The sequence below is a fragment of the Lysobacter sp. DMC97 genome, from assembly GCF_056313745.1.
Genome location: NZ_JBQUZR010000004.1, coordinates 396519 through 419295, shown reverse-complemented (window position 1 = coordinate 419295; position 22777 = coordinate 396519). Strand labels below are relative to the sequence as shown.

Annotated in this window: 26 protein-coding genes; 11 read left to right on the top strand and 15 right to left on the bottom strand. The window is 70.0% G+C overall.

From position 1 onward, the window contains the following. Positions 1–58 precede the first annotated feature (58 nt). Together ACT53Q_RS11100 and ACT53Q_RS11095 are read right to left on the bottom strand one after the other, a co-directional pair. Entirely contained in the window at positions 59–1216 is a 1158-nt protein-coding gene (locus tag ACT53Q_RS11100; protein ID WP_476186701.1) for an RNA polymerase sigma factor, read from the bottom strand. 18 nt (positions 1217–1234) lie between these two features. Further along, the gene (locus ACT53Q_RS11095) at positions 1235–2392 is read right to left on the bottom strand and encodes an RNA polymerase sigma factor (RefSeq protein ID WP_476186700.1); all 1158 of its coding nucleotides are present in this window, start codon (positions 2390–2392) and stop codon (positions 1235–1237) included. A gap of 170 nt (positions 2393–2562) precedes the next feature. On the opposite strand from ACT53Q_RS11095, the gene ACT53Q_RS11090 reads away from it, so the two are divergent. Next, complete coding sequence (locus tag ACT53Q_RS11090; RefSeq protein WP_476186699.1) at positions 2563–3252, top strand: hypothetical protein; 690 nt, start codon at positions 2563–2565, stop codon at positions 3250–3252. Positions 3253–3310: 58 nt separating this feature from the next. Here ACT53Q_RS11090 and ACT53Q_RS11085 read toward each other — a convergent pair whose 3' ends face one another. The 4 genes from ACT53Q_RS11085 to ACT53Q_RS11070 all read right to left on the bottom strand — a co-directional run bounded on the left by ACT53Q_RS11085 (position 3311) and on the right by ACT53Q_RS11070 (position 6436). Next, on the bottom strand, positions 3311–4171 hold the full coding sequence (locus tag ACT53Q_RS11085; RefSeq protein WP_476186698.1) for a putative signal transducing protein: 861 nt from the start codon (positions 4169–4171) through the stop codon (positions 3311–3313). Between the two features lie 4 nt (positions 4172–4175). Next, entirely contained in the window at positions 4176–5072 is an 897-nt protein-coding gene (locus tag ACT53Q_RS11080; protein ID WP_476186697.1) for an acyl-CoA thioesterase, read from the bottom strand. A gap of 210 nt (positions 5073–5282) precedes the next feature. Then, a complete protein-coding gene (locus ACT53Q_RS11075) occupies positions 5283–6074 on the bottom strand; it encodes a MipA/OmpV family protein (RefSeq protein ID WP_476186696.1) in 792 nt (263 codons plus the stop codon). A 206-nt stretch (positions 6075–6280) separates the two neighbouring features. Next, positions 6281–6436 carry a hypothetical protein gene (locus ACT53Q_RS11070; RefSeq protein ID WP_476186695.1) on the bottom strand — a complete coding sequence of 52 codons (156 nt, stop codon included), beginning with the start codon at positions 6434–6436 and terminating at the stop codon, positions 6281–6283. Between the two features lie 210 nt (positions 6437–6646). Here ACT53Q_RS11070 and ACT53Q_RS11065 point away from each other — a divergent pair, with 210 nt between their 5' ends. Continuing rightward, positions 6647–7507, top strand: coding sequence for a pirin family protein (locus ACT53Q_RS11065; RefSeq protein WP_476186694.1), 861 nt, complete (start codon positions 6647–6649; stop codon positions 7505–7507). Positions 7508–7520: 13 nt separating this feature from the next. Here the strand turns inward: ACT53Q_RS11065 and ACT53Q_RS11060 are convergent, their stop codons facing one another. Together ACT53Q_RS11060 and ACT53Q_RS11055 are read right to left on the bottom strand one after the other, a co-directional pair. Further along, a complete protein-coding gene (locus tag ACT53Q_RS11060; protein WP_476186693.1) occupies positions 7521–7748 on the bottom strand; it encodes a hypothetical protein in 228 nt (75 codons plus the stop codon). Positions 7749–7870: 122 nt separating this feature from the next. Next, on the bottom strand, positions 7871–8449 hold the full coding sequence (locus ACT53Q_RS11055; protein WP_476186692.1) for an N-acetylmuramoyl-L-alanine amidase: 579 nt from the start codon (positions 8447–8449) through the stop codon (positions 7871–7873). Positions 8450–8472: 23 nt separating this feature from the next. Between ACT53Q_RS11055 and ACT53Q_RS11050 the strand changes: the two genes are divergently transcribed. The 3 genes from ACT53Q_RS11050 to rlmKL are packed head-to-tail and all read left to right on the top strand — an operon-like array spanning position 8473 to position 11688. Continuing rightward, positions 8473–8973, top strand: coding sequence for an MOSC domain-containing protein (locus ACT53Q_RS11050; protein ID WP_476186691.1), 501 nt, complete (start codon positions 8473–8475; stop codon positions 8971–8973). Between the two features lie 8 nt (positions 8974–8981). Beyond that, positions 8982–9512, top strand: a complete 531-nt coding sequence (locus ACT53Q_RS11045; RefSeq protein ID WP_476169971.1) for an alpha/beta hydrolase — start codon at positions 8982–8984, stop codon at positions 9510–9512. Positions 9513–9537: 25 nt separating this feature from the next. Further along, on the top strand, positions 9538–11688 hold the full coding sequence (gene rlmKL, locus ACT53Q_RS11040) for a bifunctional 23S rRNA (guanine(2069)-N(7))-methyltransferase RlmK/23S rRNA (guanine(2445)-N(2))-methyltransferase RlmL (RefSeq protein ID WP_476186690.1): 2151 nt from the start codon (positions 9538–9540) through the stop codon (positions 11686–11688). Between the two features lie 54 nt (positions 11689–11742). Here rlmKL and ACT53Q_RS11035 read toward each other — a convergent pair whose 3' ends face one another. The 5 genes from ACT53Q_RS11035 to ACT53Q_RS11015 all read right to left on the bottom strand — a co-directional run bounded on the left by ACT53Q_RS11035 (position 11743) and on the right by ACT53Q_RS11015 (position 16765). Then, the gene (locus ACT53Q_RS11035; RefSeq protein WP_476186689.1) at positions 11743–12900 is read right to left on the bottom strand and encodes an extracellular solute-binding protein; all 1158 of its coding nucleotides are present in this window, start codon (positions 12898–12900) and stop codon (positions 11743–11745) included. Between the two features lie 274 nt (positions 12901–13174). Then, entirely contained in the window at positions 13175–14353 is a 1179-nt protein-coding gene (locus tag ACT53Q_RS11030; protein ID WP_476186688.1) for an extracellular solute-binding protein, read from the bottom strand. Positions 14354–14678: 325 nt separating this feature from the next. Beyond that, the gene (locus ACT53Q_RS11025; protein ID WP_476186687.1) at positions 14679–15128 is read right to left on the bottom strand and encodes a hypothetical protein; all 450 of its coding nucleotides are present in this window, start codon (positions 15126–15128) and stop codon (positions 14679–14681) included. Positions 15129–15294: 166 nt separating this feature from the next. Continuing rightward, positions 15295–15762 carry a hypothetical protein gene (locus ACT53Q_RS11020; protein ID WP_476186686.1) on the bottom strand — a complete coding sequence of 156 codons (468 nt, stop codon included), beginning with the start codon at positions 15760–15762 and terminating at the stop codon, positions 15295–15297. A gap of 214 nt (positions 15763–15976) precedes the next feature. Further along, complete coding sequence (locus tag ACT53Q_RS11015) at positions 15977–16765, bottom strand: cytochrome C assembly family protein (RefSeq protein ID WP_476186685.1); 789 nt, start codon at positions 16763–16765, stop codon at positions 15977–15979. Positions 16766–16839: 74 nt separating this feature from the next. Between ACT53Q_RS11015 and ffh the strand changes: the two genes are divergently transcribed. The 5 genes from ffh to rplS all read left to right on the top strand — a co-directional run bounded on the left by ffh (position 16840) and on the right by rplS (position 20480). Then, a complete protein-coding gene (gene ffh, locus ACT53Q_RS11010; RefSeq protein WP_476186684.1) occupies positions 16840–18207 on the top strand; it encodes a signal recognition particle protein in 1368 nt (455 codons plus the stop codon). A gap of 114 nt (positions 18208–18321) precedes the next feature. Further along, positions 18322–18582 carry a 30S ribosomal protein S16 gene (gene rpsP / locus ACT53Q_RS11005; protein WP_476186683.1) on the top strand — a complete coding sequence of 87 codons (261 nt, stop codon included), beginning with the start codon at positions 18322–18324 and terminating at the stop codon, positions 18580–18582. Between the two features lie 36 nt (positions 18583–18618). Beyond that, positions 18619–19131, top strand: coding sequence for a ribosome maturation factor RimM (rimM, locus tag ACT53Q_RS11000; RefSeq protein ID WP_476186682.1), 513 nt, complete (start codon positions 18619–18621; stop codon positions 19129–19131). Positions 19132–19153: 22 nt separating this feature from the next. Next, entirely contained in the window at positions 19154–19921 is a 768-nt protein-coding gene (gene trmD, locus ACT53Q_RS10995; protein WP_476186681.1) for a tRNA (guanosine(37)-N1)-methyltransferase TrmD, read from the top strand. Positions 19922–20084: 163 nt separating this feature from the next. Further along, positions 20085–20480, top strand: coding sequence for a 50S ribosomal protein L19 (rplS, locus tag ACT53Q_RS10990; protein WP_476186680.1), 396 nt, complete (start codon positions 20085–20087; stop codon positions 20478–20480). A 94-nt stretch (positions 20481–20574) separates the two neighbouring features. On the opposite strand, the gene ACT53Q_RS10985 is transcribed toward rplS, so the two are convergent. Next, complete coding sequence (locus tag ACT53Q_RS10985; protein ID WP_476186679.1) at positions 20575–21354, bottom strand: DUF3667 domain-containing protein; 780 nt, start codon at positions 21352–21354, stop codon at positions 20575–20577. 111 nt (positions 21355–21465) lie between these two features. On the opposite strand from ACT53Q_RS10985, the gene ACT53Q_RS10980 reads away from it, so the two are divergent. Then, positions 21466–21864 carry an RNA-binding S4 domain-containing protein gene (locus ACT53Q_RS10980; protein WP_476186836.1) on the top strand — a complete coding sequence of 133 codons (399 nt, stop codon included), beginning with the start codon at positions 21466–21468 and terminating at the stop codon, positions 21862–21864. 28 nt (positions 21865–21892) lie between these two features. Here the strand turns inward: ACT53Q_RS10980 and ACT53Q_RS10975 are convergent, their stop codons facing one another. Continuing rightward, the gene (locus ACT53Q_RS10975) at positions 21893–22708 is read right to left on the bottom strand and encodes a uracil-DNA glycosylase family protein (RefSeq protein ID WP_476186678.1); all 816 of its coding nucleotides are present in this window, start codon (positions 22706–22708) and stop codon (positions 21893–21895) included. Positions 22709–22777: the final 69 nt, after the last annotated feature.

Here is a 22777-nt window from a genome sequence, read left to right as displayed (position 1 = left end):
CGCACCGGCTGCGACGCGGGACGACGCGCGCGTCGCGATCGGAGCTTGAAATCGTCGATCAAAGCCGCCCGGCGGCGTGCAGCCCGAGCAGCAGGCCGCCGAAGCCGCCGATGAAACCGACGAGGCCGCCGATCCACGACAGCGCGCGTTCGCGCTGCAGGCGCCGTGCGGCGGCGACGGGATCGCGCTGCGCTTCCAGCGCATGCCGCCGCGCCATGATCCGCGGCTGCACCACGACCGTCTGGTAGTAGACGACGCCCATGAAGCCCAGGCACGCCACCACCGGCCACGCCCAGCCGTGGTCGTTGCGGTCCAGCAGCATCAGGTACAGCACGAAGCCGACCGACGCCATGGCATTCAGGCCGGCGCTGCGGATCAGGCCATGCCGCTCCTCGTCGTCGATCGCGCCCTTCAACTGCCGGCGCAGGCCGAACCAGATGCCCGCGAACCCGCTGAGGATCGCGAAGCCGGCGCTGCCGGCCGCGCCCAGCGCGACCTTGGCCGCGGTCTTCGCGCCGATCGCCGCGCTCACGCCGATCAGGCCCTTCGCCGCCGCCGGCGGGCTGGCCATCGACAGTGCGGTCGCGATCACGCCGGTGAAGGCCGCGCCCGGCGCGGTGTCGCGCGCGAATTCGCCGAACCGCGCCAGCAGGTCCTCGCGCAGGCTCTGGCGCGCGCGCGACAGGCGCTTGCGCACGGCCGCGTCCGACAGCCCCAGCAGCGCCGCGACCTGCTGCGAACTCTGGCCTTCGCGATAGAACAGCAGCAGCGTTTCGCGGCTCTCTTCGGGCAGCGCGGAGATCAGTTCGATCGCGGCGCGCTCGCGCTCGTCTTCCTCGATGCGTTCGCCCGGCGTCGGCGAGGGATCGGCCGCAAGTTCGACCGCGAGTTCCGCGCCTGCGCCGTCCAGCGGCCGGTGAGCGCGGGCGCGCAGATGGTCGCGGGCGAGGTTGCGCGCGATCTGGCGCAGCCACGGCAGGAAGCTCGACGGGTTCTGCAGCCGGCGCAGGTGCTGCCACGCGCTGAGGAAGGCGTCCTGCGCGATGTCCTCGCTGGCCTGCACGTCGCGGGTGATCGCCAGCGCCACCGCGGTCACTGTGTTCTGGCAGGCGACGACGATGCGCCCGTAGGCGTCGCGGTCGCCGTTGCGCGCGGCGGGCAGCTCCGCGGCGATCAGGCGGTCGATGGCGGCGGGTTCGATGGCGACGGCGTTCATGCGAGGCGCGCCGGTCGATCAGTGCAGCGCGGCGTTGAACACCGCCATCGCGCCGAGATAGAGCACGCCGGTCACCACGATCGCGGTCGGGCCGTAGGTGTAGTCATAGGCGCGGTAGCGGCGCCGCGCGCCCTCGGGATCGCGCAGGCGGTCGCGGGCGATCAGCGGCCGCAGCGTCCGCCGGATGGCGAGCAGGGTGAGCAGCGAAGCGAATTCGGTGAAGACCGCGGCGCCCATGCCGATCGCGAACGTCGGCGCCAGCGGCACGGCCACGAAGGCGAGCGTCATCAGCACGAGCGTGACGGCCATGTAGATCCAGTAGCCGCGGAGGATGGCCGCGCGCTCCTCGCGGGTCTCGGCGTACGCGAGCAGGGTGGGGCGGGTGAGATGCGCCGCCAGTGCGCCGGCGGCGACCGAACCGCCGAGCGTGCCGGCGACCACGCCGCTGCCGCCGCCGAGCACGGCCACCACTTTCGCGAACAGGCCGGCGCCGGCCGCCGTCCCGGTCACGGCCGCCGCGGCGCTGGCCGGCTTGGCGGCGATGCCCAGGCCGCCGACCACCACGGTCGTGAACGCCGCACCGGGCGCGGAGTCGCGGGCGAACTCGCCGAAGCGGCGCAGCAGGTCGTCGCGCACCTGCTGCCGCGCGCGCGACAGGCGCTTGCGCACGGCGGCGTCGGTGATGCCCAGCAGCAGCGCCACCTGCTGCGAGCTCTGGCCTTCGCGATAGAACAGCAGCAGCGCTTCGCGGCTGTCCTCGGGCAGCGCAGCGATGAGTTCGGCGGCCGCGGCTTCGCGTTCCTCGTCCAGCAGGTGGTGCATCGGCTGCGGGCCGGGGTCGGCGGCCATCGCCATCGCCAGTTCGGCGTTGGGGCCGTCCAGCGGCCGTTCGCCCTGCCGGCGCAGGTGGTCGCGGGCGAGGTTGCGCGCGATCTGCCGCACCCAGGGCAGGAAGCTGTCCGGGTTGTGCAGGCGGTCGAGGTGCTGCCAGGCGTTGAGGAAGGCCTCCTGCGCCACGTCCTCGCTGGCCTGCACGTCGCGGGTGATCGCCAGCGCCACCGCGGTCACGGCGTTCTGGCAGGCGGCGACGATGCGGCCGTAGGCAGCGGCATCGCCGGCGCGGGCGGCAGGCAGGGCGTCGCGGATCGAGGCGTCGACGGACAGGGACAGGGTCATGGGCGGCGGTTCCGGGGAAGCATGATGCCAAGACGCGGCCGGGCGGCGGATGTGACCGGCAGCCGAACGACCGGCCGTCGCGCCGGCCCCGGAGCGGTCAACCGGCCGTGGCCGGGCGCGTTGCCAGTGCCATGCGGACCGCCGGTCCGTTTCCGAACACGAGGATGCCCATGAAGCGCACGACCCTGCTTGCCCTCGGCCTGGCCATCGCCGGCGCCGCCCCCGTCCTGCTCGCCCAGACCGCGCCCGGCACCGCGCCGGCCGGTCGCCCCGCCGCCGGCCAGCCGGGCCAGCCCGGCCATCATCCCAAGATCGACGCCAACGGCGACGGCGTGATCGATCGCGCCGAGGCCGCGAAGTCGCCGCGCTTCGCCGGAATGTTCGACAAGTTCGACGCCAACCATGACGGCAAGCTCACCGCCGACGAACGCCCGCAGCATCGCGGTCGTGACGGTCGCGGCGGCGACCGGCTCGCCAAGCTCGATGCCAACGGCGACGGCGCGATCGATCGTGCCGAGGCGGCGAAGGCGCCGCGCCTGTCCGAGCACTTCGACAAGCTCGACGCCAACCACGACGGCAGGATCTCCGCCGATGAACGCCCGAAGGGCCATGGCGGCCGCCACGGCCCGGGTGGCGCGGGCGGCGACCGTGGCCAGCGCATGGCGCAGCTCGACAAGAACGGCGACGGCAAGTTCAGCCGCGACGAACTGGCCGGCCACGAACGGGCGCTGTCGCACTTCGGCGACATCGACGCGAACAAGGACGGGTTCGTCACCCACGAGGAAATGAAGGCCTACCACCAGGCGCATCGCGGCGAACGCGGTCCGCGCGGCCCGCAGGGCGCGGCGCCGACGCGCTGAGCGATCGGTCCGGCGATGCATCGACGGCGAAGGTCGCGCGACCTTCGCCGTCGTCGTGTCAGGGCTTCGCGGGACCGACGATGTCCCAGCGCTCGTCGTCGCGGCGCACTTCGAGCCTGCGCAATGCCTCGGTCGGCTTGCTGCCCGGGCGGGTGACGGCGACTTCGATCGCGCCGCCGCCGGAGCCGTCGGTGCGGTAGTCGCGCACGGCAATCGCCAGCGCGCCCGCGGCGTCGGCGCAGGCCGACTGCGGTGCCAGCGAACGGCCGTCGGCGGCCTTCAGCTGCGCGAGCACCGTCTGCGACGGATCGGCGCCGTCGACCGACACGCAGACGTCCTTCGCGTCGCGGGCGGCCTGCAGTTCTTGGTCGATCAGCAGCGCCGCCAGCGCGCTCGGCGTCGCCACGACGTAGCGTGCCTCGGCGCCGGTGGGCGCGAGGTATTCGGGCTTCGCCGGCGCGGTGTCGGCCGAGGTGGCGACGTGCGCGGCCGGTGTCGCGGGCGCGGCCGTCGGTGCGCCGGCCCGGTGCCAGGCCATCAGCCCGAACGCCAGCGCGATCGCGATGCCCAGCATCAGGCCTGCGCGGATGCGGAACGCGCGGCGACGCGCGACAGCTTCGAGGGCGTCGTCGCCGCGGGTCACGGTCGACACGTCGAGATAGCGCGTGGGCGACCGTCCCGAGTCGAGCAGGCCGGCCTCGCGCAGGATCTGCCGCGCCTGCGGCTGGTCGTCGGACTTGACCACCCATACCGCGGGCTGCGGGCTTTCGTTCGCGGATTCGCGATAGCTGAAGTTGCCGCGGCGTGAGCCGCGGTACGAGCGGCCGTTGGTGACGCGCACCTCGATGCCCTGTTCGCGCAGCAGCTCGGCGACGCGCTCGACGTTTTCCAGACGCGGGCTGGAGAAGACCTGGCGCATGCGGTCAGGCCTTCGGTGCGTCGACGGGGAGCACGCGGATCATGCCTTCCTGCGCGGTGCTCGCCACGAGCCGGCCTTCGAGGTCGTAGATCATGCCGCGGGCGAGGCCGCGCGCGTTCTGCGCGCTGGGACTGTCGATCGAGTACAGCAGCCATTCGTCTGCGCGGAACGGGCGATGGAACCACATCGCGTGGTCCAGCGACGCCATCTGCACGTTCGGCTGGTAGTAGCTGATGCCGTGCGGGAAGGTCGTGGTGCCCAGCAGGTGGAAATCGGAGGCGTAGGCGAGCAGCGCGCGGTGCAGCTCGGGCGAATCGCCGACCGCTTCGCTCAGGCGGAACCAGACCTGCTGGTAGGGCGGGCGCTTGGGCGGGTTGAGGTCGTCGCGCGGATAGATCGGACGGAATTCGAACGGCCCCATGCGGTTGAGCCAGCGCTGGATCTTGCTGGGCAGCGTCGCCAGCACTTCCGGCGAGGGCGGCGTGGTGGGCGCGATGTCCTCCGGGCGTGGCACCTCGGGCATCGAGATCTGATGCTCCGGGCCGGGCTCGTGGATCTGGAACGACGCGGCGAACACGAAGATCGGCTGGCCGTGCTGGATCGCCGTCACCCGGCGCACCGAAAAACTGCCGCCGTCGCGGGTGCGGTCGACCTCGTAGACGATCGGCGCGGTGATGTCGCCGGCGCGCAGGAAGTAGGCGTGCAGCGAGTGCGCGGCGCGCGGGCCCTTGTCGGGATCGACCGCCGCCAGCGTGGCCTGCGCCGCGGACAGCGCCTGGCCGACCACCTGGCCGCCGAACACGTACTTGGTGCCGATGTCGCGGCTCTGGCCGCGGAACAGGTTGTCTTCCAGCCGCTCCAGCGACAGCAGTTCGATCAGTTCGGAGACGGGCGAGGTCATGGGCGTGCCGAGGGGAAGGTGCGGCGATTATAGGCGTCGCCCTTCCTTCCCACCCGGATGCCTCCCCCCGGCCAACGCACGGGGGGCGCCAGCGCCATGGCGGCACCCTCGGCCCGGCGGACATTGCGCGGACTATCCGCCTGCGCCGTCCAGGGGCCGGGGTCATCCCGGCCGCCTGGAGGCAAGGCACCTGCATGATGCAGGCCGGCTTCAGAAGCTCCGCGACACGCCGACGAACACCACCGGGACCGCATTGGTGTCGTCATCGACCAGCGGGCTGTCGGTGAGCTTCTTCGGCAGCACGTCGACGTTGACACCGAGGATGCCGGACCAGCGATCGCCGATCGGGGCCAGCACCGTCACGCGCGCATGCGGAACGGAGGCGGCGTCCGGCTTGTAGGCTGGAACGCCGCGCGCCACTTCGGACGGCAGGATGCCGTAGTAGTAGTTCGCGTACTTGCTCGAGAGCATGGACACGCCCACGCCGGGGACCACGGCGACCGATCCGATCTGGAAGGGATAGCTGTAGTCGAGCGTCAGGCTCTGGCCCTTGCTCTGGCCGCTGACGTCGGAGCGCAGTTCCAGTTCCAGCTCGCCGGCGGATTCAGAACGCAGGCTCGCGGCGATGCCGCCATCCAGGCCGACGTTGCGGTTCTTCAGCAGGTCGCGGTTGATGCCGTGCGCGGCCAGCGCCTTGCGGCCGAAGTCCTTGCGGTCGACGCCGTCGAAGCTGAAGCCGACGAACGCGGAGACCGAGAAGGTGTCGTTGTCGTAGAACTTCCAGCCGGCCATGGTGCCGCGGACGTAGAAGTGCTCGCCTTCATGGGCGATGTACGGGAAGGGAATCACCTTGCTGCTTTCGCCGGCATAGAGCGGGCTGCGGGCAGCGACGGCGATGCCGACGTTCCAGTCGTCTTCCTTCTTCTCGGCGTGGCACAGCAGGGGGGCGGCCAGCAACAGCGCGAGCGTGCCGGACAGGAGGCGGGGGAGGGGGAAGGGCATGAAACAATCCTTTGTTGTTCGATGATGAAATCGATGATTGAAGTGGATGCAACAGGGGGGGACGACCGCATCCACGAGCCGCGTCCATGTTGCTCTGCGCAAAACGACTCGGAGTCTAGGCGAGTCGCCGTGACGCACGCAACTTGACGCAGCGGCCTGCCCGGCAGGCAACGGCAATATTTGAAACTGTTGTTTTTGCAGGGTTTTCAGGCGTGCGGCCGCGCCCGCGGCACCGTTTCCATGATGCGAGCCCACGGGAAAAGCGGGCCCGGGTCACGCTTGAGCGGGACCTGCAGGGGCGGGTCGTTCATGGCCTGTTCCATTTCGCGATCCGGATCCTCGTGGTCGGCGACGAATCGCATCGACGGGAACTGCGTCTGTAACGGCGCGAGCAGGGCGATCTGTTCGCAGACGGCGAGGTCATGGGCGTACCGAGAGGGAGGTCACCGGATCATGGGCGCCCGCGCTGGATACCGCCCCGCCGGACGGCAGGAAACGCTGCGTCGCGTGGCTGCGCTCGCCGGGCCTCCGTGTGCGTGCGACCCTGTCGGCCCGTCCCGAGGCCCGCCGCCATGACCACGCTCATCGCCCCCCGCGTCCACGATCTCGGCGGCTTCGAGGTGCGCCGCGCCGTGCCGTCGATCCAGGCCCGCAGCGTCGGGCCGTTCGTGTTCGTCGACCACATGGGCCCGGCGGTGTTCGCGCCGGGCCGCGGCATCGACATCCGCCCGCATCCGCACATCGGCCTGGCCACCGTGACGTTCCTGTGGGCCGGCCGCATCGACCATCGCGATTCGCTGGGCAGCGAACAGACCATCGGCCCCGGCGACGTGAACTGGATGACCGCCGGCCGCGGCATCGTGCACTCCGAACGCACGCCGCCCGGGCCGCGCGCCGAAGGGCACGCGCTGCACGGGCTGCAGACCTGGGTCGCGCTGCCGCGGGCGCGCGAGGAGACCGCGCCGGCCTTCCACCACCACGCCGCCGCGACGTTGCCGGTGCTCGACGTGCCCGGCGGCCGGCTGCGCGTCGTCGCCGGCCGCGGCTACGGCGAAGCGTCGCCGGTGCGCGTGTTCGCCGACACGCTGTACGTCGCGATCGATCTCGACGCCGACGGCGAGGTCGTGCTCGATGCCGGCCATCGCGAACGCGCGCTGTACGTGCTCGACGGCGAGGCGCAACTCGACGGCGCGGACATTCCCGCGATGCATCTGGTCGTGCTCGACGACGGCGTGCGCCACCGCCTGCGTGCGAAGACGCCGCTCAAGGCCATGCTGCTCGGCGGCGAGCCGCTGGATGGTCCACGGCACCTGTGGTGGAACTTCGTGTCGTCGTCGAAGGACCGCATCGAGCAGGCGAAGGATGATTGGCGCGATGGGCGCTTCGGCCCGGTGCCGGGTGAGAGCGAGTTCATTCCGTTGCCGGAGCGGTGAAGGCGCCTGCCGCCTACTTCCACTTCCTGCTGTATCGCTGGCGGACGAAATCGGTGATGAAGCTGTTCAGTCCTTTGCCCGCCATCGCCAGTCTGTGCATTTTGGAGACATGATCGACTCCGGCGCTTTGGTGGGTGTATTCGTATTTCCAGCCATCCTTGAATTGGACGATGATGTAGTGGGGCCCGATTTCAAAGCCGGAAACCGATGAGTTTCCGCCTCTGTTCGCATAAGGTTGCATGGCTGCCCCGATCGTGGCCGGTGATGGCCCGAGATTAATTCCCGGCTCGCCGGCACATCGAGCTGTCTGTCTTTACAGGTTGGTGGTCGTCACTCGACCTGGTCGCGGCCTGGCGTCGCGCCTCAAGGCCGCAGCCGCTCCCAATCCACCGTCTCCATGATCCGCGCCCACGGGAACAGCGGGCCGGGGTCGCGCTTGCGCGGGACCTGCACGGCGGGGTCGTCGATGGCCTGTTCCATCTCGCGATCCAGATCCTCGTGGCCGGCGATGAACTTCACCGACGGGAACTGCGCCTGCAACTGCGCGAGCAGGCCGATCAGCGCGACGATCTGCGCTTCGGGGTAGGGCTCGTCCATCGCCTGGTGCTTCGAATCGCGCCAATAGGGATACCGGCCGGTGTTGACCAGTTCGATGCCGATCGAGCGCGGGTTGTAGCCGCGCACATGGTGGGCCACGCGGTCGGGGCGCACGTAGAGCGTGATGCCGCCGTCGCGATCGACGTAGTAATGGCCGCTGTTGCCGGTGCCGCTGCCTTCGTACAGGACCTTCTCGCCGAATTCGCGGGCGGAGGCCAGCGTCGGCGTTTCGGTGCAGTGGATGACCACGAGATCGATCTGCGACAGCGGGCGCGCGTCGAGTTTCAGCTCGTACGGCAGGGGATCGACGTGGATCGGCGGCAGGGGCGGGAGGTCGGGCAGCATGGCCCGGATGCTAGCATTGCCGGATGTCGCTGCCGTCCCCCGATTCCGAGCTCCACCGCCTGATGACGCAATTTCCGCGCCCGGGCACGGTGCGCTGGATCGGCCTGCGCGCGGCGCGCGGCGTGCCGATGCGCGAAGTCGAGGCCGCCGAGGCGGTGGCCGGCAAGGGCCTGGTCGGCGATCGCTATGCCTCGGGCAGCGGCAAGCGCGGCCTCACCCTGATCCAGGCCGAGCACCTGCCGGTGATCGCCGCGCTGTCCGGGCGGGACACGGTGTTGCCCTTCCTGCTCCGCCGCAACGTCGTGGTCGAAGGCCTGCCGCTGATCGCGCTGAAGGGCCGCCGTTTCCGCATCGGCGACGCGCTGTGCGAAGGCACTGCACCCTGCGAGCCGTGTTCGAAGATGGAAACCGTCCTCGGCCCCGGCGGCTACAACGCGATGCGCGGCCACGGCGGCCTGTGCGCCCGCATCCTCGAAGGCGGCACGCTCCGGCTCGGCGATGCGGTGACCTGGATCGAACATTGAAGAGCACCATGCGCGGACACTGCATCCTTTCCCACGGTTTCGAGAGCGGCCCCGACGCCGGCAAGGTGACGGCGCTGGCCGCGGTCGCCGAGCGTTTCGGCTGGACCCACGAGCGCCCCGATTACACCGATCTCGACGCCAAGCGCGCGGTCAGCGAACTCGGCGACGTGCCCACCCGGTTGGAGCGCCTGCGCGGGCTCGCGCGGATGGCGGCGAGCAGCGGGCCGCTGGTGCTGGCCGGTTCCAGCCTCGGTGCGTACATCTCGGCGCGGGTGTCATTGGATGTGCCGACCGTCGGCCTGTTCCTGATGTCGCCGCCGCTGCGGATGGGGCCGATGCCGGGGCTCGATGCCGCGGCCGTGCCGCTGTCGATCGTCCACGGCTGGGACGACACGCTGATCCCGGCGATGGACGTCGCGCACTGGGCGGAGGCGCATCGCGCCCGCCTGCTGATGGTCGACGACGGCCATCGCCTCGATGCGCACGTGCAGGACGTCGCCGACGCCTTCGCCGCGCTGCTCGCCGGCCTGTCGGCCTGATCCTTTCCTTTCGGTTTCCTTCGACATGAAATTCTTCGTCAGCTGCGCGAAAGGCCTGGAATACCTGCTGGCCGACGAATTGCTCGCGCTCGGCTGCACGCGCGCGACCGCCGCGCGCGCCGGCGCGAACGCCGAGGGCACGCAGGCCGATGCGCTGCGCGCGGTGCTGTGGTCGCGGCTGGCCAGCCGCGTGCTGTGGCCGATCGCCGAATACGACTGCGCCGACGAACACGCGCTCTACGCCGGCGCACGCGCGGTCGACTGGTCCGTGCACCTGCGCCAGGGCATGACCCTCGCGGTCGATGCGCATGTCTCCGGCGACGCGATCACGCATGCGCGTTACGCCGCGCAGCGGATCAAGGACGCGGTGGTCGACAGCGTTCGCGCCGCGGGCGGCGAGCGTCCGGACGTCGATCTCGACGCGCCCGACCTGCGCCTGAATCTGGTGGTGCGCAAGCAGCGCGCCGTGCTGTCGGTCGATCTCGGTGGCGGCCCGCTGCATCGCCGCGGTTGGCGGCAGACGCAGGGCGAAGCGCCGCTGAAGGAAACGCTCGCGGCCGCGGTGATCATGCGTGGCGACTGGTCGCGCGTGCATGCCGAGGGTGGCGCGCTGCTCGACCCGATGTGCGGCAGCGGCACGCTGCTGATCGAAGGTGCGCTGATGGCCGCCGACGTCGCGCCCGGGCTGATGCGCGAGGCGCAGGCGCTGCGGACGCCGTCGCGCTGGCGCCAGTTCGACGCGGTGACGTGGCGCGCCTTGATCGACGAGGCCGAGGCGCGCGCGCAGGCCGGCCGCGCCGCGCTGCGCGCCTGTGTGCGCGGCAGCGATCTCGATCCTCATGCCGTTCGCGCCGCACGCGAGAACGCGAAGCGCGCGGGCGTGGAAGACGCGATCGCGTTCGACGTGCGCGATGTCGCCACGCTGCCGGCGCAGCCCGAGGCGCGCGGGCTGGTCGTCTGCAATCCGCCGTACGACGCGCGTCTCGCGGCCGATCCGATGCTGTATCGCGCGCTCGGCGACGCGCTGAAGCGCGCGGCGCCCGGCTGGAAGGCCAGCCTGCTCTGCGGCGACGCCGACCTCGCGCGCGCCACCGGCCTGCGCGCGGCGAAGAAGTACCAGGTGTTCAACGGCGCGCTCGAGTGCGCGCTGATCGTCTGCGACCCGATCGCGCCGCCTGCGCGCGAGCGTCCGGTCGATGCCGCGCCGATCGTGCTGTCGGAAGGCGCGACGATGGTCGCCAACCGCCTGCGCAAGACGCTGAAGGCGTCGAAGACGTGGCGCGAGCGCGAAGGCGTGCGCTGCTGGCGCGCCTACGACGCCGACATTCCCGAATACGCGGCGGCGATCGACGTCTACACCGACGACGACGGCGCGCGCTGGCTGCACGTGCAGGAATACGCCGCGCCCGCGGACATTCCCGAAGACATCGCGCGCGGCCGCTTCCGCGACTTGCTCGCCGGTGCGCGCGAGGCCTGCGACGTGCCGCGCGAACGCGTGGCGATCAAGACCCGCGCGAAGGGCAAGGGCGGCAGCAAGTACGCCGACAGCGGCGCGTTCAAGCGCGGCGAAACGCTCGCGGTGCGCGAAGGCGGCGCGCGATTGATCGTCAACCTGTTCGACTACCTCGACACCGGCCTGTTCCTCGACCACCGGCCGATGCGGCTGCGGCTCGCGGCCGAGGCGAAGGACACGCGCTTCCTCAATCTCTTCGCCTACACCGGTGCGGCCACCGTGCACGCCGCGGTCGGCGGTGCGGCGCAGACCACGTCGGTCGACCTCTCGGCGACGTACCTGCAGTGGTGCTCGGACAACCTGCGCCTCAACGGCCTCGCGGGTGCGCGGCACCGGCTGGTGCAGGCCGACGTGCTGGCGTGGCTGGAGTCGGACCGCGGCCAGTACGACCTGATCTTCTGCGACCCGCCGACGTTCTCGAACTCGGCGCGCGCCGACGATTTCGACGTGCAGCGCGACCACGTGCGCCTGCTGCGCGCGGCGGCGGCGCGGCTGTCGTTCGGCGGCACCCTGTATTTCTCGAACAACTACCGGCGCTTCCGGCTGGACGAGGCCGCGCTGGCCGACGTGCTCGACATCGAGGACATCACGGCGTCGACGCTGCCGCCGGACTTCGCGCGCAATCCGCGCATCCATCGCGCCTGGCGGATGCGCGCGCGCTGAGCGAAGAAGAAGAGCGGGCCGGACGACGCGCGTCCGGCCCGGTGTCGCGTTGCGTCAGAGGCTGCCGTAGACGATCAGGTCCCACATCTGCTTGCGCGCCTTCGCCTGCGCGTCGTCGGGCTTGCCGGCGGCGCTCAGCTTGGCGCGCACGTCGGCGGGCGGGTAGATGCCCGCGTTGCCGGTGATGGCCTTGTCGACCAGCGCCGTCGCGTCGCGGTTGGCATTCGCATAGGCGACTTCGTTGCTGATGCCGGCGATCACGGCCGGATCCATCAGGTAGTCGAGGAAGCGCTGCGCGGCTTCCGGATGCGGCGCGTTCTTCGGGATCGCGACGGTGTCGATCCAGCGGATCGCACCTTCGCGCGGGATCACGTAGCGGATCTCCGGTGCGTCACCGCCCTTCTGCTTCGCCAGCTCCTCGGCGCGGGCCTGCGCCTGCTGCACGTCGCCGGAGAAGGTCAGCACGAGACAGAACGTGCCGTTGCCGAGACCTTCGATGATCTCGTCGTCGTTGCCGTACTTGCGCACGTACGGGCGGATCGCGCCGTAGATCGCGCGCACGCTGTCGTTCGCCTGCGCGCTGTAGTCCTTGGGGTCGGCGCCCTTCCAGATCAGCGCCGGCGGGAAGGCTTCCAGTTCGTTGTCGACGACCGCGATGCCGCACGAGGACAGCTTCGCGGCGGTCGCGGGGTCGAACAGCAGGCCCCAGGTGTCCAGCGCCACGTTCGGACCGAGCACCGCGCGGGCCTTGGGCACGTTGATGCCGAGGCCGGTGGTGCCCCACATGTACGGCAGGATGTGCGCGTTGCCGGGGTCGATCGTGGCCAGTTCGGCCAGGATCGCCGGGTCGATGTGCTTGAGGTTCGGCAGCAGCTTCCTGTCCAGCGGCGTCAGCTGGCCCGCGTCGACCATGCGCGCGGCGTAGGGACGGGCGGTCGGGAACACCACGTCGTAGGCGTTCGGCGTGGACGCCAGCTTTTCCTGCAGGGCGTCGTTCGTCGAGTAGACGGCGTAGGTGACGTGGATGCCGGTCTTCTTCTCGAAATCGCTCAGCGTGTCCTTGCCGATGTAGTCGGACCAGTTGTAGACGCTCAGGGTCTGGCCCTTGCCGGACGCGGTTTCCGCGTTGGTCGGCCCCGCGTCGCGGCCGCAGGCGGCCAGGCCAAGCAGGGTCGACGCCACGAAAGCCAGGCGGATGAAGGAATGATGCATGCTGCTCGAACTCCTTGAGGGTTTGGTCACGACGCGAATGTGACGTGCGTCGCGCTGTGCCCTTAAGCAAGCAGCGTGCCATCCCCTGCCGGCGGCGTAGGGGCGGACCCACCCCGTTGCGATGGGCGCCCGGGGCGGAGGTGGAGCGGGCAGACGTGGAGCGGCGGACGTGCAGCGGCGGACGTGCAGCGGGGCAGGGCGTGGCGCACCTGCCCCTGGAGATATTGCTGGAGAACCCGGGCCGGACGATGCACGCCCGGCACGGGACGGCCCGTCAGAGGCTGCCGTAGACGATCAGGTCCCAGACCCGCGCGCGGGCCTTGGCCTGCGCTTCGTCGGGGCGGCCGGCGTTGGCCAGCTTCGCGCGGACGGCCGCCGGCGGATAAATGCCGGGATCGCCGGCGATGGCCTTGTCGACCAGCGGCGTGGCGGCTGCGTTGGCGTTCGCATACGCGACCTCGTCGCTGATCGAGGCGATGACGGCCGGCTCCATCAGGTAGTTCATGAAGCGCAGTGCGGCTTCGGGATGCGGCGCGTCCTTCGGGATGGCGATCGTGTCGATCCAGCGGATCGCGCCTTCGCGGGGGATCACGTAGCGGATGTCCGGCGCCTTGCCGCCGGTCTTCGCCGCCTGTTCCGCGGCCCGGGCGCGGGCCTGCCGGACGTCGCCGGAATAGGTCAGCACGAGGCAGTAGTTGCCGTTGGCAAGGCCGGCGATCAGGTCGTTGCCGTTCTCGAACTTGCGGATGTGCGGCCGGATCGCGTCGTAGATGGCGTGCACGGTGTCGTTCGCGCCGTCGCTGAAATCACGCGGGTCCATGCCCTTCCAGAACAGCGCGGGCGGGACCGAATCCAGGCTGCTTTCGAGCACGCCGATGCCGCACTTCGAGAGCTTGGCGGCGTTGGCGGGATTGAACAGCAATCCCCAGCTGTCGAGGGGCGCGGAAGGGCCCAGCGCGGCGCGGACGCGATCGACGTTCACGCCCAGCCCGGTCGTGCCCCACATGTAGGGAATGAGGTGGGCGTTGCCGGGATCGCTTTCGGCCAGTTCGGCCAGGATCGCGGGGTCAAGGTGGGACAGGTTGGGCAGCAGGCGCTTGTCGAGTTCGGCCAGCCGGCCGTCCGCCACCAGGTCGCGGGCATAGGGCGTGGCGGTCGGGAACACGACGTCGTAGGCGCGCGGCGAGGCCTTCAGCCGTTCCAGCAGGGCTTCGTTGTTCGCGTAGGTGCAGTAGTCGACCTGGAGGCCCGTCTTCGCCTCGAACGCGTTCAGGGTGTCCTTGCCGATGTAGTCGGACCAGTTGCAGACATTGACGGTGCCGGCATGCCCGGGGACCGGTGCCGGGGCGGGCACGGTGGCGGCAGGGGCGGCCGACGGGGGATTGCGATCGCAGGCGGCCAGGAAGGCCAGGGACAATGAAAGGGCAACGCAGGTGATGCGGATTGAGGGCATAGAGTCCGACTCCTTCGGGTTGTGACGATTCCATGGGGTGGTGCGACGCCGACGCCGAACGCTCCCCTCGGGGGGAGGTCCGGTGGCGTGGTGGCTTGCCGGTGGCCGGGCCGCAAGACATGCGGCGGCGGCCTACATCCTAATGGGGTTCCGGCGGGAGTGTCCGGATCGCCGTTCCGGAATCCGCATCGGCGCCCGCGGAAGCGGGCACCGCAGGCGCCTCGGGGCGGCGAGGGCGGCGCTCGATCCGCCGCAGCGGGAAGTGCCGGGTCGGAATCCGACCCTCCGCGTCGCTTCCCGACGCGGAGGCCCGCGACGCGACGCGTCAGCGGGTGGCCAGGCCGTCCTGTTCGAAGTGCAGATCGCCGACGATCCCCTGGTAGCGCTTCAGGGCGGCCGGGTCCTCGGTGAGGATCGAGACATGCACCACGCGGTCCGGGCCGAGCTTCGACAGCGTTTCCCGGGCCAGTTCCTCGGGGCGGCCGGCGATCTCCGTGCGGTACCACCAGATCTGTTCGCCCTGCAACTGGCCGGCCTCTTCGCGCAGGCGGCTGTTGGGCTTGAACGGGGATTTCTTCGACAAAGTCAGTGCGAAGGCCTCGCCGCCGTCGTCCCTGCGCAGTGCGCGGCACAGCAGGGCGCTGTCGGTGCGCAGCACGGTCCATTGCAGGTCCCCGGCCTGTTCCGGAAGTCGCGGACACTGCGGTGCGGACTGGGCGGAAGCGGTGCCGGCGGCGGCCAGCAGGAGCAGGGCGAACAGCGATTTGAACGACATGGCGGTATCCCTCGTCGCGAAGCGGGTGCGTCATCCGTGTCGGCAGGCGAATCCTGCAGGAGATGAAGCATCGACCGTGCCATTGACGGTCGCTTTCGAGAGCGGGGAATCGCGGGACATGCCGAACGCGGCCATACGGCCGCGCAGGGTGATCCGTCGAGGACGATCAGTCTTCGCGGTAGGCGGGGAAGGGCAGCGACAGCACCATCTGCTGGCGTTCCGCCAGCGCTTCGGCCGACGGGGCGCGCATGGAGACGTGGACGACCTGGTTGGCCGCCACGCGGATCAGCGCCTCGCGCGCCTGCGCCTTGTCGTCGCCGGCGATCTCGGTGCGATACCACTGCACCTCCTGGCCATTGAGCGAACCGAGTTCGGCGCGGTCGCCACGACGCGGTTTGAAGGGCGATTCCTGGCTGATCGTGAGCGCGAAGCCTTCCTCGCCCGAATCGACGAAGACGCCGCGGCAGAGCAGCATGTTCGGCACCTTGAGCACTTCCCAGCGGACTTTCTGTGCGATGGCTTCCGGCAGCGTCGGGCAGTCGGACAACGGGCCCGCGCCGGCGGCCTGCGCACCGGCGTGCCCCGCCGAGACGGCGACGAGCGAGAGGAACCAGATCCGGAACAGCGATTTCACGACGCATCCCCCGTGGCCGAGCGTTGAGGGCATCCATGCGAGCGGTGAAGCGGACGCTCGCATGCGAGTCACCCGTTCGTGGACGACTCGATTCGTCCCCGATTGCCAGAAACTAAGGCACTGCGGGTTTCGATTCCAGTCCCCCGATGCATTTTTTCCGATCGAAGGGCGATCGCGGCGATCGCGGCGCGATCAGCGGCGCCTGCAATCGATATCAGCGACGCCGGAGGATCAGTTCGAGCACGATGCCGGTGCCGAAGAAGGCGAGCACCAGCATCGCCATTGCGGTGAGGGTCCAGCGCACCGCGGTGGCGCCGCGCCAGCCGTAGCGCCGGCGGCCGAGCAGCAGCCCGCCGAAACCCAGCCACGACAGCACGCTGAAGACGGTCTTGTGCGCGAGATGCTGGGTCATCAGGTTCTCGACGAACAGCACGCCGGTGAGCAGGGTGGCGGTGAGCAGCGCGAAACCGACGGTGATGGTCCGGAACAGCAGGGTTTCCAGCTCCACCAGCGGCGGCAGCACGCGCAGCCAGCCGTGCAGCCGGCGCTGGCGCAGGGCGCGTTCCTGCACCCACAGCAGCATCGCCAGCACCGTCGCCACCGCCAGCGTGGCGTAGGCGAGCAGCGCGCACCACGCATGCAGCAGCAGGCGCCAGTCCAGCGACTGGACGTCGTGGCGGCCGAAGCCGGCGTAGAGCAGCAGGCACGCGGCGGCGATCGGGAACACGATCACGCCGAGGGCGGCCATCCGCCCGCGCAGCCCCATGAGCACCGTCACCGCCGACATGCCCATGCCGACCAGCGACAGCGCGGAGAAGAAATGCAGGTTTTCCCCGCCCGCCGCGTGCCAGGCGAGGCCGTGCGCGGTCAGGTGCGCGATCACCGCGGTGGCCGGCAGCAGCCACCACGCCATGGGCACGCCGGGGCCGGCCTGCGCCAGACGGCGCGCGAGCAGGCCGGCGGACGCCAGATACAGGGCGATCGCGATCAGGGCGAGGGTCATCGCGCCAGTGTCGCATACGGCGGCGGCGGCGCGCACGGCTTATAATCGCCGTCTTTTCCGCAGCGGTGCCCGCCATGTTCGAGTCCCTCACCCAGCGTCTGTCCGGCACCATCGAGCGCCTGCGCGGCCGCGGCCGGCTGACCGAGGAGAACATCCGCGAGGCCACCCGCGAGGTCCGCATCGCGCTGCTGGAGGCCGACGTCGCGCTGCCGGTGGTGCAGGCGCTGATCGAGCGCATCAAGGTCCGTGCCGTCGGCCAGGAAGTGCTGAAGTCGCTGACGCCGGGCCAGGCGCTGATCAAGGTGGTCCGCGACGAGCTGACCGCGGTGATGGGCTCGACCGCGACCGAACTCAACCTCAACGTGCCGGCGCCGGCGGTGATCCTGATGGCCGGCCTGCAGGGCGCGGGCAAGACCACCACGGTCGGCAAGCTGGCGAAGCACCTCAAGGAGCGCCGCAAGAAGAAGGTGATGGTGGTGTCGGCGGACGTGTACCGCCCCGCCGCCATCGAGCAGCTGAAGACGCTGGCGCAGCAGGTCGACGTGCTGTTCTTCCCGTCGGATGCCTCGCAGAAGCCCGAAGCCATCGTCAGGGCGGCGATCGACGATGCCCGCAAGTCCTACGTCGACGTGCTGATCGTCGACACCGCCGGCCGCCTCGCCATCGACGAGGCGATGATGGCCGAGATCAAGGCGCTGCATGCCGCGGTGAGCCCGGTCGAGACGCTGTTCGTCGTCGATGCCATGACCGGCCAGGACGCGGCCAACACCGCCAAGGCCTTCAGCGAGGCGCTGCCGCTGACCGGCGTGGTGCTGACCAAGACCGACGGCGACGCCCGCGGCGGCGCGGCGCTGTCGGTGCGCTACATCACCGGCCGGCCGATCAAGTTCATCGGCACCGGCGAGAAGACCGACGGCCTCGACGTGTTCCACCCGGACCGCGTGGCCAGTCGCATCCTCGACATGGGCGACGTGCTGTCGCTGGTCGAGCAGGTCGAACAGCAGGTCGACAAGGACAAGGCCGCGAAGCTCGCCGAGAAGGTCGTGAAGGGCAAGAAGTTCGACCTGAACGACATGAAGGACCAGCTCGAACAGATGCAGAACATGGGTGGCCTGCACGGCCTGATGGACAAGCTGCCGGGCATGGGCCAGATCCCCGACGCGGTGAAGAACCAGGTCACCGGCAAGGAAGTGCCGCGGATGATCGCGATCATCAACTCGATGACGAAGAAGGAGCGCCGCCATCCCGACCTGCTCAACGGCTCGCGCCGCGCCCGCATCGCCCGCGGCGCCGGCCTCACCCCGGCCGACGTCAACCGTCTGATGAAGCAGTACCAGCAGATGGAAAAGATGATGAGCAAGCTCAGCCAGGGCGGCATGAAGGGGCTCATGCGCGGCATGAAGGGCATGATGGGCGGCCGCGGCGGCATGCCGTTCCGCTGATCCCGGCTGCCTGAGGGGCGCGGGGCGGCGGCCGGGGTTCCTCGGCGCGGATCGACCCGCTATACTTGCCGGCTTACCCTGCCATCCCGGCAGCTGGGCAACACCGAGAACCTCATGGTCAAGATCCGCCTCACCCGCGGCGGCGCCAAGAAGCGCCCCTTCTACCACATCATCGTCACCGACAGCCGCAACGCCCGTGACGGCCGCAACATCGAGCGCCTGGGTTACTACAACCCGATCGCCACCGGCAACGAGAAGCGCGTCGAGCTGGATCTGGATCGCACCAAGTACTGGGTGGGCACCGGCGCCCAGATGACCGACAAGGTCGCCGACCTGTACAAGCAGGCCGCCAAGGCCGCGGCTCCCGCCGCCTGATCCCGGGCCGCGCCCTGCGCGCGGCCAACGCAACGCATGAACGACCCGACGCGCCGCATCCTCGTAGGCAGGATCCACGGCGCGTTCGGCGTGCGTGGCGAGGTGAAACTCGAATCCCTGACCGAGCCGGAGGGCAATCTCCTCCGCTACCAGCCGTGGATCCTGCGCGATGCGCTGGGTCGCGAGCGGGAGGTCACCGGCGCGCGCGCGCGTCCGGGCGGGAAGGGCCTGATCGGCACGCTGCCGGGCGTCGACGACCGCGACGTCGCCGAGGCCCTGCGCGGCGCCGAGCTGTTCGTCCCGCGCAGCGCGCTGCCGCCGCCGCGCGACGGCGAGTTCTACTGGGTCGACCTCGAAGGCCTGCGCGTGTCGAACCTCGACGGCGTCGACTTCGGCACCGCCGTGCGCGTGTTTTCCAACGGCGCCAACGACGTGCTGGTCACGCGCGGCGACCGCGAACGCATGATCCCGTGGGTCCGTCCGGATTTCGTCCGCGAGCTGGATTTCGACGCCGGCCGCATCGTGGTCGACTGGGACGCGGATTTCTGAGCCGCGACGCCGGCCGCCCGCCATGCGCATCGACATCGTCAGCCTGTTCCCCGAATTCGTCGTCCAGATCGCCGGCCACGGCGTGGTCGGGCGCGCGCAGGAGCGCGGGCTGCTGTCGATCCACGGCTGGAACCCGCGCGATCACGCCGAAGGCAACTACCGCCGGGTCGACGATCGCCCGTTCGGCGGCGGCCCGGGCATGGTGATGCTGATCGACCCGTTGCGTTCGGCGCTGCAGGCCGCCCGCGACGCCGACCCGCGGCCGGTGCGGGTGGTCTACCTCAGCCCGCAGGGCGCGCCGCTGACCCAGCCGAAGGTCCGCGAACTCGCGGAATGCGAGCGCCTGATCCTGCTGTGCGGCCGCTACGAAGGCGTCGACGAGCGCCTCCTGCAGGCGGAGGTCGACGAGGAACTGTCGATCGGCGACTACGTGCTGTCCGGCGGCGAGCTGGCCGCCGCGGTAGTCGTCGACGCCACCGCCCGGCTGCTGCCGGGGGCGCTCAACGACGCCGAATCCGCGGCTCAGGACAGTTTCGAGGGGCCGGACGGCCTGCTCGACTGCCCGCATTACACCCGGCCGGTGGAACACGCCCTCGGCAGTGTTCCATCAGTGCTGCTGTCCGGCCACCACGCCGAGATCGCGAAATGGCGGCGCCAGCAGTCGCTGGGTCGCACCTGGCTGCGGCGGCCGGACCTGATCGACCGGGCGGCGCTGTCGAAGGCCGACCGGGCCCTGCTGGACGCCTTCCTCGCCGAGCGTGGCGACGACGGGGCGCCAAGGGATCCCTGATCCGGCGCCTCTGGTGCCGCGGGGAATTTTTCCTTTACAATGTGCGGCTTACCGTCGAACAGGATGGTAAGCAGGCTCTGCCATGACGCGGGTCCACGTGCACTCGCGCAATTACAGCTTCGGCCCACGACGGCCGGGCATCAACAACAAGGCTCCCGCAACCATGAACAAGCCCTCGCTCAACACGCTGCTGCAGCAGTTCGAAGCCGAACAGATCCAGCGCCAGCTGCCGGACTTCGGTCCCGGCGACACCGTCATCGTCAACGTGAAGGTCAAGGAAGGCAATCGCGAACGCGTCCAGGCCTACGAAGGCGTGGTGATCGGCAAGAAGAACGCCGGCCTCAACTCTTCCTTCACGGTGCGCAAGATCTCGCACGGCTACGGCGTCGAGCGCGTGTTCCAGACCCACAGCGCCGCGATCGACTCGGTGCAGGTGAAGCGCCGCGGCGCGGTCCGCGCCGGCAAGCTGTACTACCTGCGCAACCTCGAAGGCAAGAAGGCGCGCATCAAGGAAGACCTGTCGATGTACACCAAGGGCAAGGGCCAGGCCGACGCCTGATCCGTCGCGCCACGAATTCCCCGAACGGCCGCCGCAAGGCGGCCGTTCGCGTTTCCGGGAGTGCGCCTGTTTCAACGGCAGGCGCGTTTCGGGGTCAGGGTTTTCCGCCCGCATGCATCATCATGAGGATGCCGGCCACGAAGCCGGCGAGCAGCGGAATCGACATGTAGCCGCCGACAGTCACGAGGGCGCGGAGCAGTGTGCCGAACCGGCGCTCCGGGGTGCGGAACGTGTCCCAGAGCGCAAACACCTGGTACACCATGAAGAGTACGCCGCTGGCGAACAATGCCGATGACATCCACGCGCCGCCGTTGGTGATCATGTGGATCGGCATCCACGCCAGATTGATCACGCACATGAAGGCGAAGATGAAGGCGTTGATCGCGAGATGCTCGCCGTAGCTGCGATGCCTGCCCATGACCAGCCAGCTGATCAGGGCGATGATCGGCAACTGCACCATCAGCCCGAGCGAATAGTTGACCATCAGGCTCTTCACGAACGCGGTGGTCCTGGCGGCTTCCTCCGCGGGCAACCCCGCGGCCATGGGTGAAAAATCGAAGGGGAACTTCGAGTACGCCAGTGCGCAAAGGCCGGCGAGCAGGACGAGCATCGAGAGCGGGTTGAAATAGCGGATCCGATGTCCGTCGAGATAGGCATTGATCGTGCGTCCCGGACGTAGCGCCAGTGCGCGGATCGTCACCAGCAGCCCGCGGTCGACATGGAAGATCGCATGCGGGATCTCGTGCATGAGGTGGGGAAGCGTGAGTGCGTGGATCTCGCCGCGTTGTCCGCAGCGGTGGCAGAAGGCACCGCTCAGTGCCGTGTCGCAGTTCGCGCAGGTTCCGGCCGGTGCGATCGGGTGCGGGTTCGTCATCTCGGATCGATCTGCATGTGGAGGCCGTACTATAACGTAGCGCCTGCCACGCCCATCGCCCTGCGCGTGCTGGTGGCGCTACACTCGCAGGACCTCTTCCGCCGGCCCGCGATGCACAGCGACACCGCCACCGTTCGCCTCGATCTCTGGCTCTGGGCCGCGCGCTTCTTCCGCACGCGCAGCCTGGCGAAGCACGCGATCGAGACCGGCAAGATCGAGATCGGCGGGCAGCGCGCGAAGGCCTCGCGCGGCGTGCGCGTCGGCGACGCGCTGCGCATCGTGCGCGGCGACGAAGTGTTCGAGATCGAAGTGCTGGGACTGAGCGACCAGCGGGGTTCCGCGCCGGTCGCGCAGGCGCTGTACGCCGAATCCGAAGCGTCGAAGGCGCAGCGCGCGGCGACGCTCGCGACGCTGCGTGCAGCGCGCGCGGGCTACCAGCCGCCGGAAACCAAACCGGACAAGCGTGCACGGCGACTGATCCGCGCGCTGGGCGACATCGACGCGCTCTGACGCGTCGCGCGCCAACGCCGTCCCGCGCTCACAGCGGCACGGTGTCGGGCACGCGGATCTGGATCGTGCGTCGTTTTTCCGGCGCGGTGTTGCCGACGCGCGCGGCCCACGCTTCTTCGCTCGCCATCCACGGCGGCGTGCCCGCAGGCAGGTCGGCCATCGGGATGTCCGGCAGATCGGCTGCGGTGAAGGCGTTGCCGTAGAGCGGCGCGGGCGCGGCGTCGGTCTTCGTCAGCGCCGGGCGCAGTTGCTGCAGCGCGGTGTTGTACTTCGCCAGCATCACGGCCGTGGCCGTCGCGGCCTGCGATTCGCTGGCGCCGCCGGCCGTCGGCGAGGTCGGGTGCGGCAGATGCGCGTAGGGCAGGGCGGGGCGCCCTGCGGCCGAGGGTGAGGCCCGCCATTGCGACCACGCCTGGTCGGCGAGGCCGCCGAACGCGACCACGATCTCGATCCGGCTGCGATCAAGCACGCCGGCGATCCAGCGGTTGCGGTAGGCGGCGATCGCGGCATCGCCGATGTGCGCGTTGCCGCCCTGCTGTCCGTACACGCTGTAGAGGAACGTGTTGAGGATGACGTAACGCTTGCGGATGCCCAGCGCGTGCAGGAAGCCCTGCACGCGCTTGCCGGCGTTGCCGACGAGGATGCGCCGGACCACGGCTTCCGACTGCGCCGGGTCCTGCCCGATGACCAGCACGCGGGCGGTGCCGTCGAGACGGCCGCGATGGAAGATCGGCCCCCATTCGGTACGGAAATCGGCGGCGGGATAGACGTCGCTGCCGGGGTAGTCGCGGGCCAGCGGCTTGAACGTCGTGCCGGTGTAGCCGGGGCAGAAATCGACGGACATCGTGGCGTCCTGCTGCGAAGGGGGCATCCGGAAGAACGGCGTCGGCCGGTGCGGACGGTCATGCGTCCG

What these genes read in the sequence shown, in the direction of transcription:
- ACT53Q_RS11085 (WP_476186698.1), bottom strand. Translation starts at nt 4,171, where the DNA reads ATGCGCCAGGTCTTCTCCAGCCCGCGTCTGGAAAACGTCGAGCGCGTC.
- ACT53Q_RS11070 (WP_476186695.1), bottom strand. Translation starts at nt 6,436, where the DNA reads ATGCGATTCGTCGCCGACCACGAGGATCCGGATCGCGAAATGGAACAG.
- ACT53Q_RS10985 (WP_476186679.1), bottom strand. Translation starts at nt 21,354, where the DNA reads ATGACGAACCCGCACCCGATCGCACCGGCCGGAACCTGCGCGAACTGC.
- rlmKL (WP_476186690.1), top strand. Translation starts at nt 9,538, where the DNA reads ATGAAATTCTTCGTCAGCTGCGCGAAAGGCCTGGAATACCTGCTGGCC.
- ACT53Q_RS11030 (WP_476186688.1), bottom strand. Translation starts at nt 14,353, where the DNA reads ATGCCCTCAATCCGCATCACCTGCGTTGCCCTTTCATTGTCCCTGGCC.
- ACT53Q_RS10980 (WP_476186836.1), top strand. Translation starts at nt 21,466, where the DNA reads ATGCACAGCGACACCGCCACCGTTCGCCTCGATCTCTGGCTCTGGGCC.
- ACT53Q_RS11075 (WP_476186696.1), bottom strand. Translation starts at nt 6,074, where the DNA reads ATGCCCTTCCCCCTCCCCCGCCTCCTGTCCGGCACGCTCGCGCTGTTG.
- ACT53Q_RS11065 (WP_476186694.1), top strand. Translation starts at nt 6,647, where the DNA reads ATGACCACGCTCATCGCCCCCCGCGTCCACGATCTCGGCGGCTTCGAG.
- trmD (WP_476186681.1), top strand. Translation starts at nt 19,154, where the DNA reads ATGCGCATCGACATCGTCAGCCTGTTCCCCGAATTCGTCGTCCAGATC.
- ACT53Q_RS11060 (WP_476186693.1), bottom strand. Translation starts at nt 7,748, where the DNA reads ATGCAACCTTATGCGAACAGAGGCGGAAACTCATCGGTTTCCGGCTTT.
- rpsP (WP_476186683.1), top strand. Translation starts at nt 18,322, where the DNA reads ATGGTCAAGATCCGCCTCACCCGCGGCGGCGCCAAGAAGCGCCCCTTC.
- ACT53Q_RS11100 (WP_476186701.1), bottom strand. Translation starts at nt 1,216, where the DNA reads ATGAACGCCGTCGCCATCGAACCCGCCGCCATCGACCGCCTGATCGCC.
- ffh (WP_476186684.1), top strand. Translation starts at nt 16,840, where the DNA reads ATGTTCGAGTCCCTCACCCAGCGTCTGTCCGGCACCATCGAGCGCCTG.
- ACT53Q_RS10975 (WP_476186678.1), bottom strand. Translation starts at nt 22,708, where the DNA reads ATGTCCGTCGATTTCTGCCCCGGCTACACCGGCACGACGTTCAAGCCG.
- rplS (WP_476186680.1), top strand. Translation starts at nt 20,085, where the DNA reads ATGAACAAGCCCTCGCTCAACACGCTGCTGCAGCAGTTCGAAGCCGAA.
- ACT53Q_RS11045 (WP_476169971.1), top strand. Translation starts at nt 8,982, where the DNA reads ATGCGCGGACACTGCATCCTTTCCCACGGTTTCGAGAGCGGCCCCGAC.
- ACT53Q_RS11090 (WP_476186699.1), top strand. Translation starts at nt 2,563, where the DNA reads ATGAAGCGCACGACCCTGCTTGCCCTCGGCCTGGCCATCGCCGGCGCC.
- ACT53Q_RS11080 (WP_476186697.1), bottom strand. Translation starts at nt 5,072, where the DNA reads ATGACCTCGCCCGTCTCCGAACTGATCGAACTGCTGTCGCTGGAGCGG.
- rimM (WP_476186682.1), top strand. Translation starts at nt 18,619, where the DNA reads ATGAACGACCCGACGCGCCGCATCCTCGTAGGCAGGATCCACGGCGCG.
- ACT53Q_RS11055 (WP_476186692.1), bottom strand. Translation starts at nt 8,449, where the DNA reads ATGCTGCCCGACCTCCCGCCCCTGCCGCCGATCCACGTCGATCCCCTG.
- ACT53Q_RS11035 (WP_476186689.1), bottom strand. Translation starts at nt 12,900, where the DNA reads ATGCATCATTCCTTCATCCGCCTGGCTTTCGTGGCGTCGACCCTGCTT.
- ACT53Q_RS11095 (WP_476186700.1), bottom strand. Translation starts at nt 2,392, where the DNA reads ATGACCCTGTCCCTGTCCGTCGACGCCTCGATCCGCGACGCCCTGCCT.
- ACT53Q_RS11050 (WP_476186691.1), top strand. Translation starts at nt 8,473, where the DNA reads ATGTCGCTGCCGTCCCCCGATTCCGAGCTCCACCGCCTGATGACGCAA.
- ACT53Q_RS11015 (WP_476186685.1), bottom strand. Translation starts at nt 16,765, where the DNA reads ATGACCCTCGCCCTGATCGCGATCGCCCTGTATCTGGCGTCCGCCGGC.
- ACT53Q_RS11025 (WP_476186687.1), bottom strand. Translation starts at nt 15,128, where the DNA reads ATGTCGTTCAAATCGCTGTTCGCCCTGCTCCTGCTGGCCGCCGCCGGC.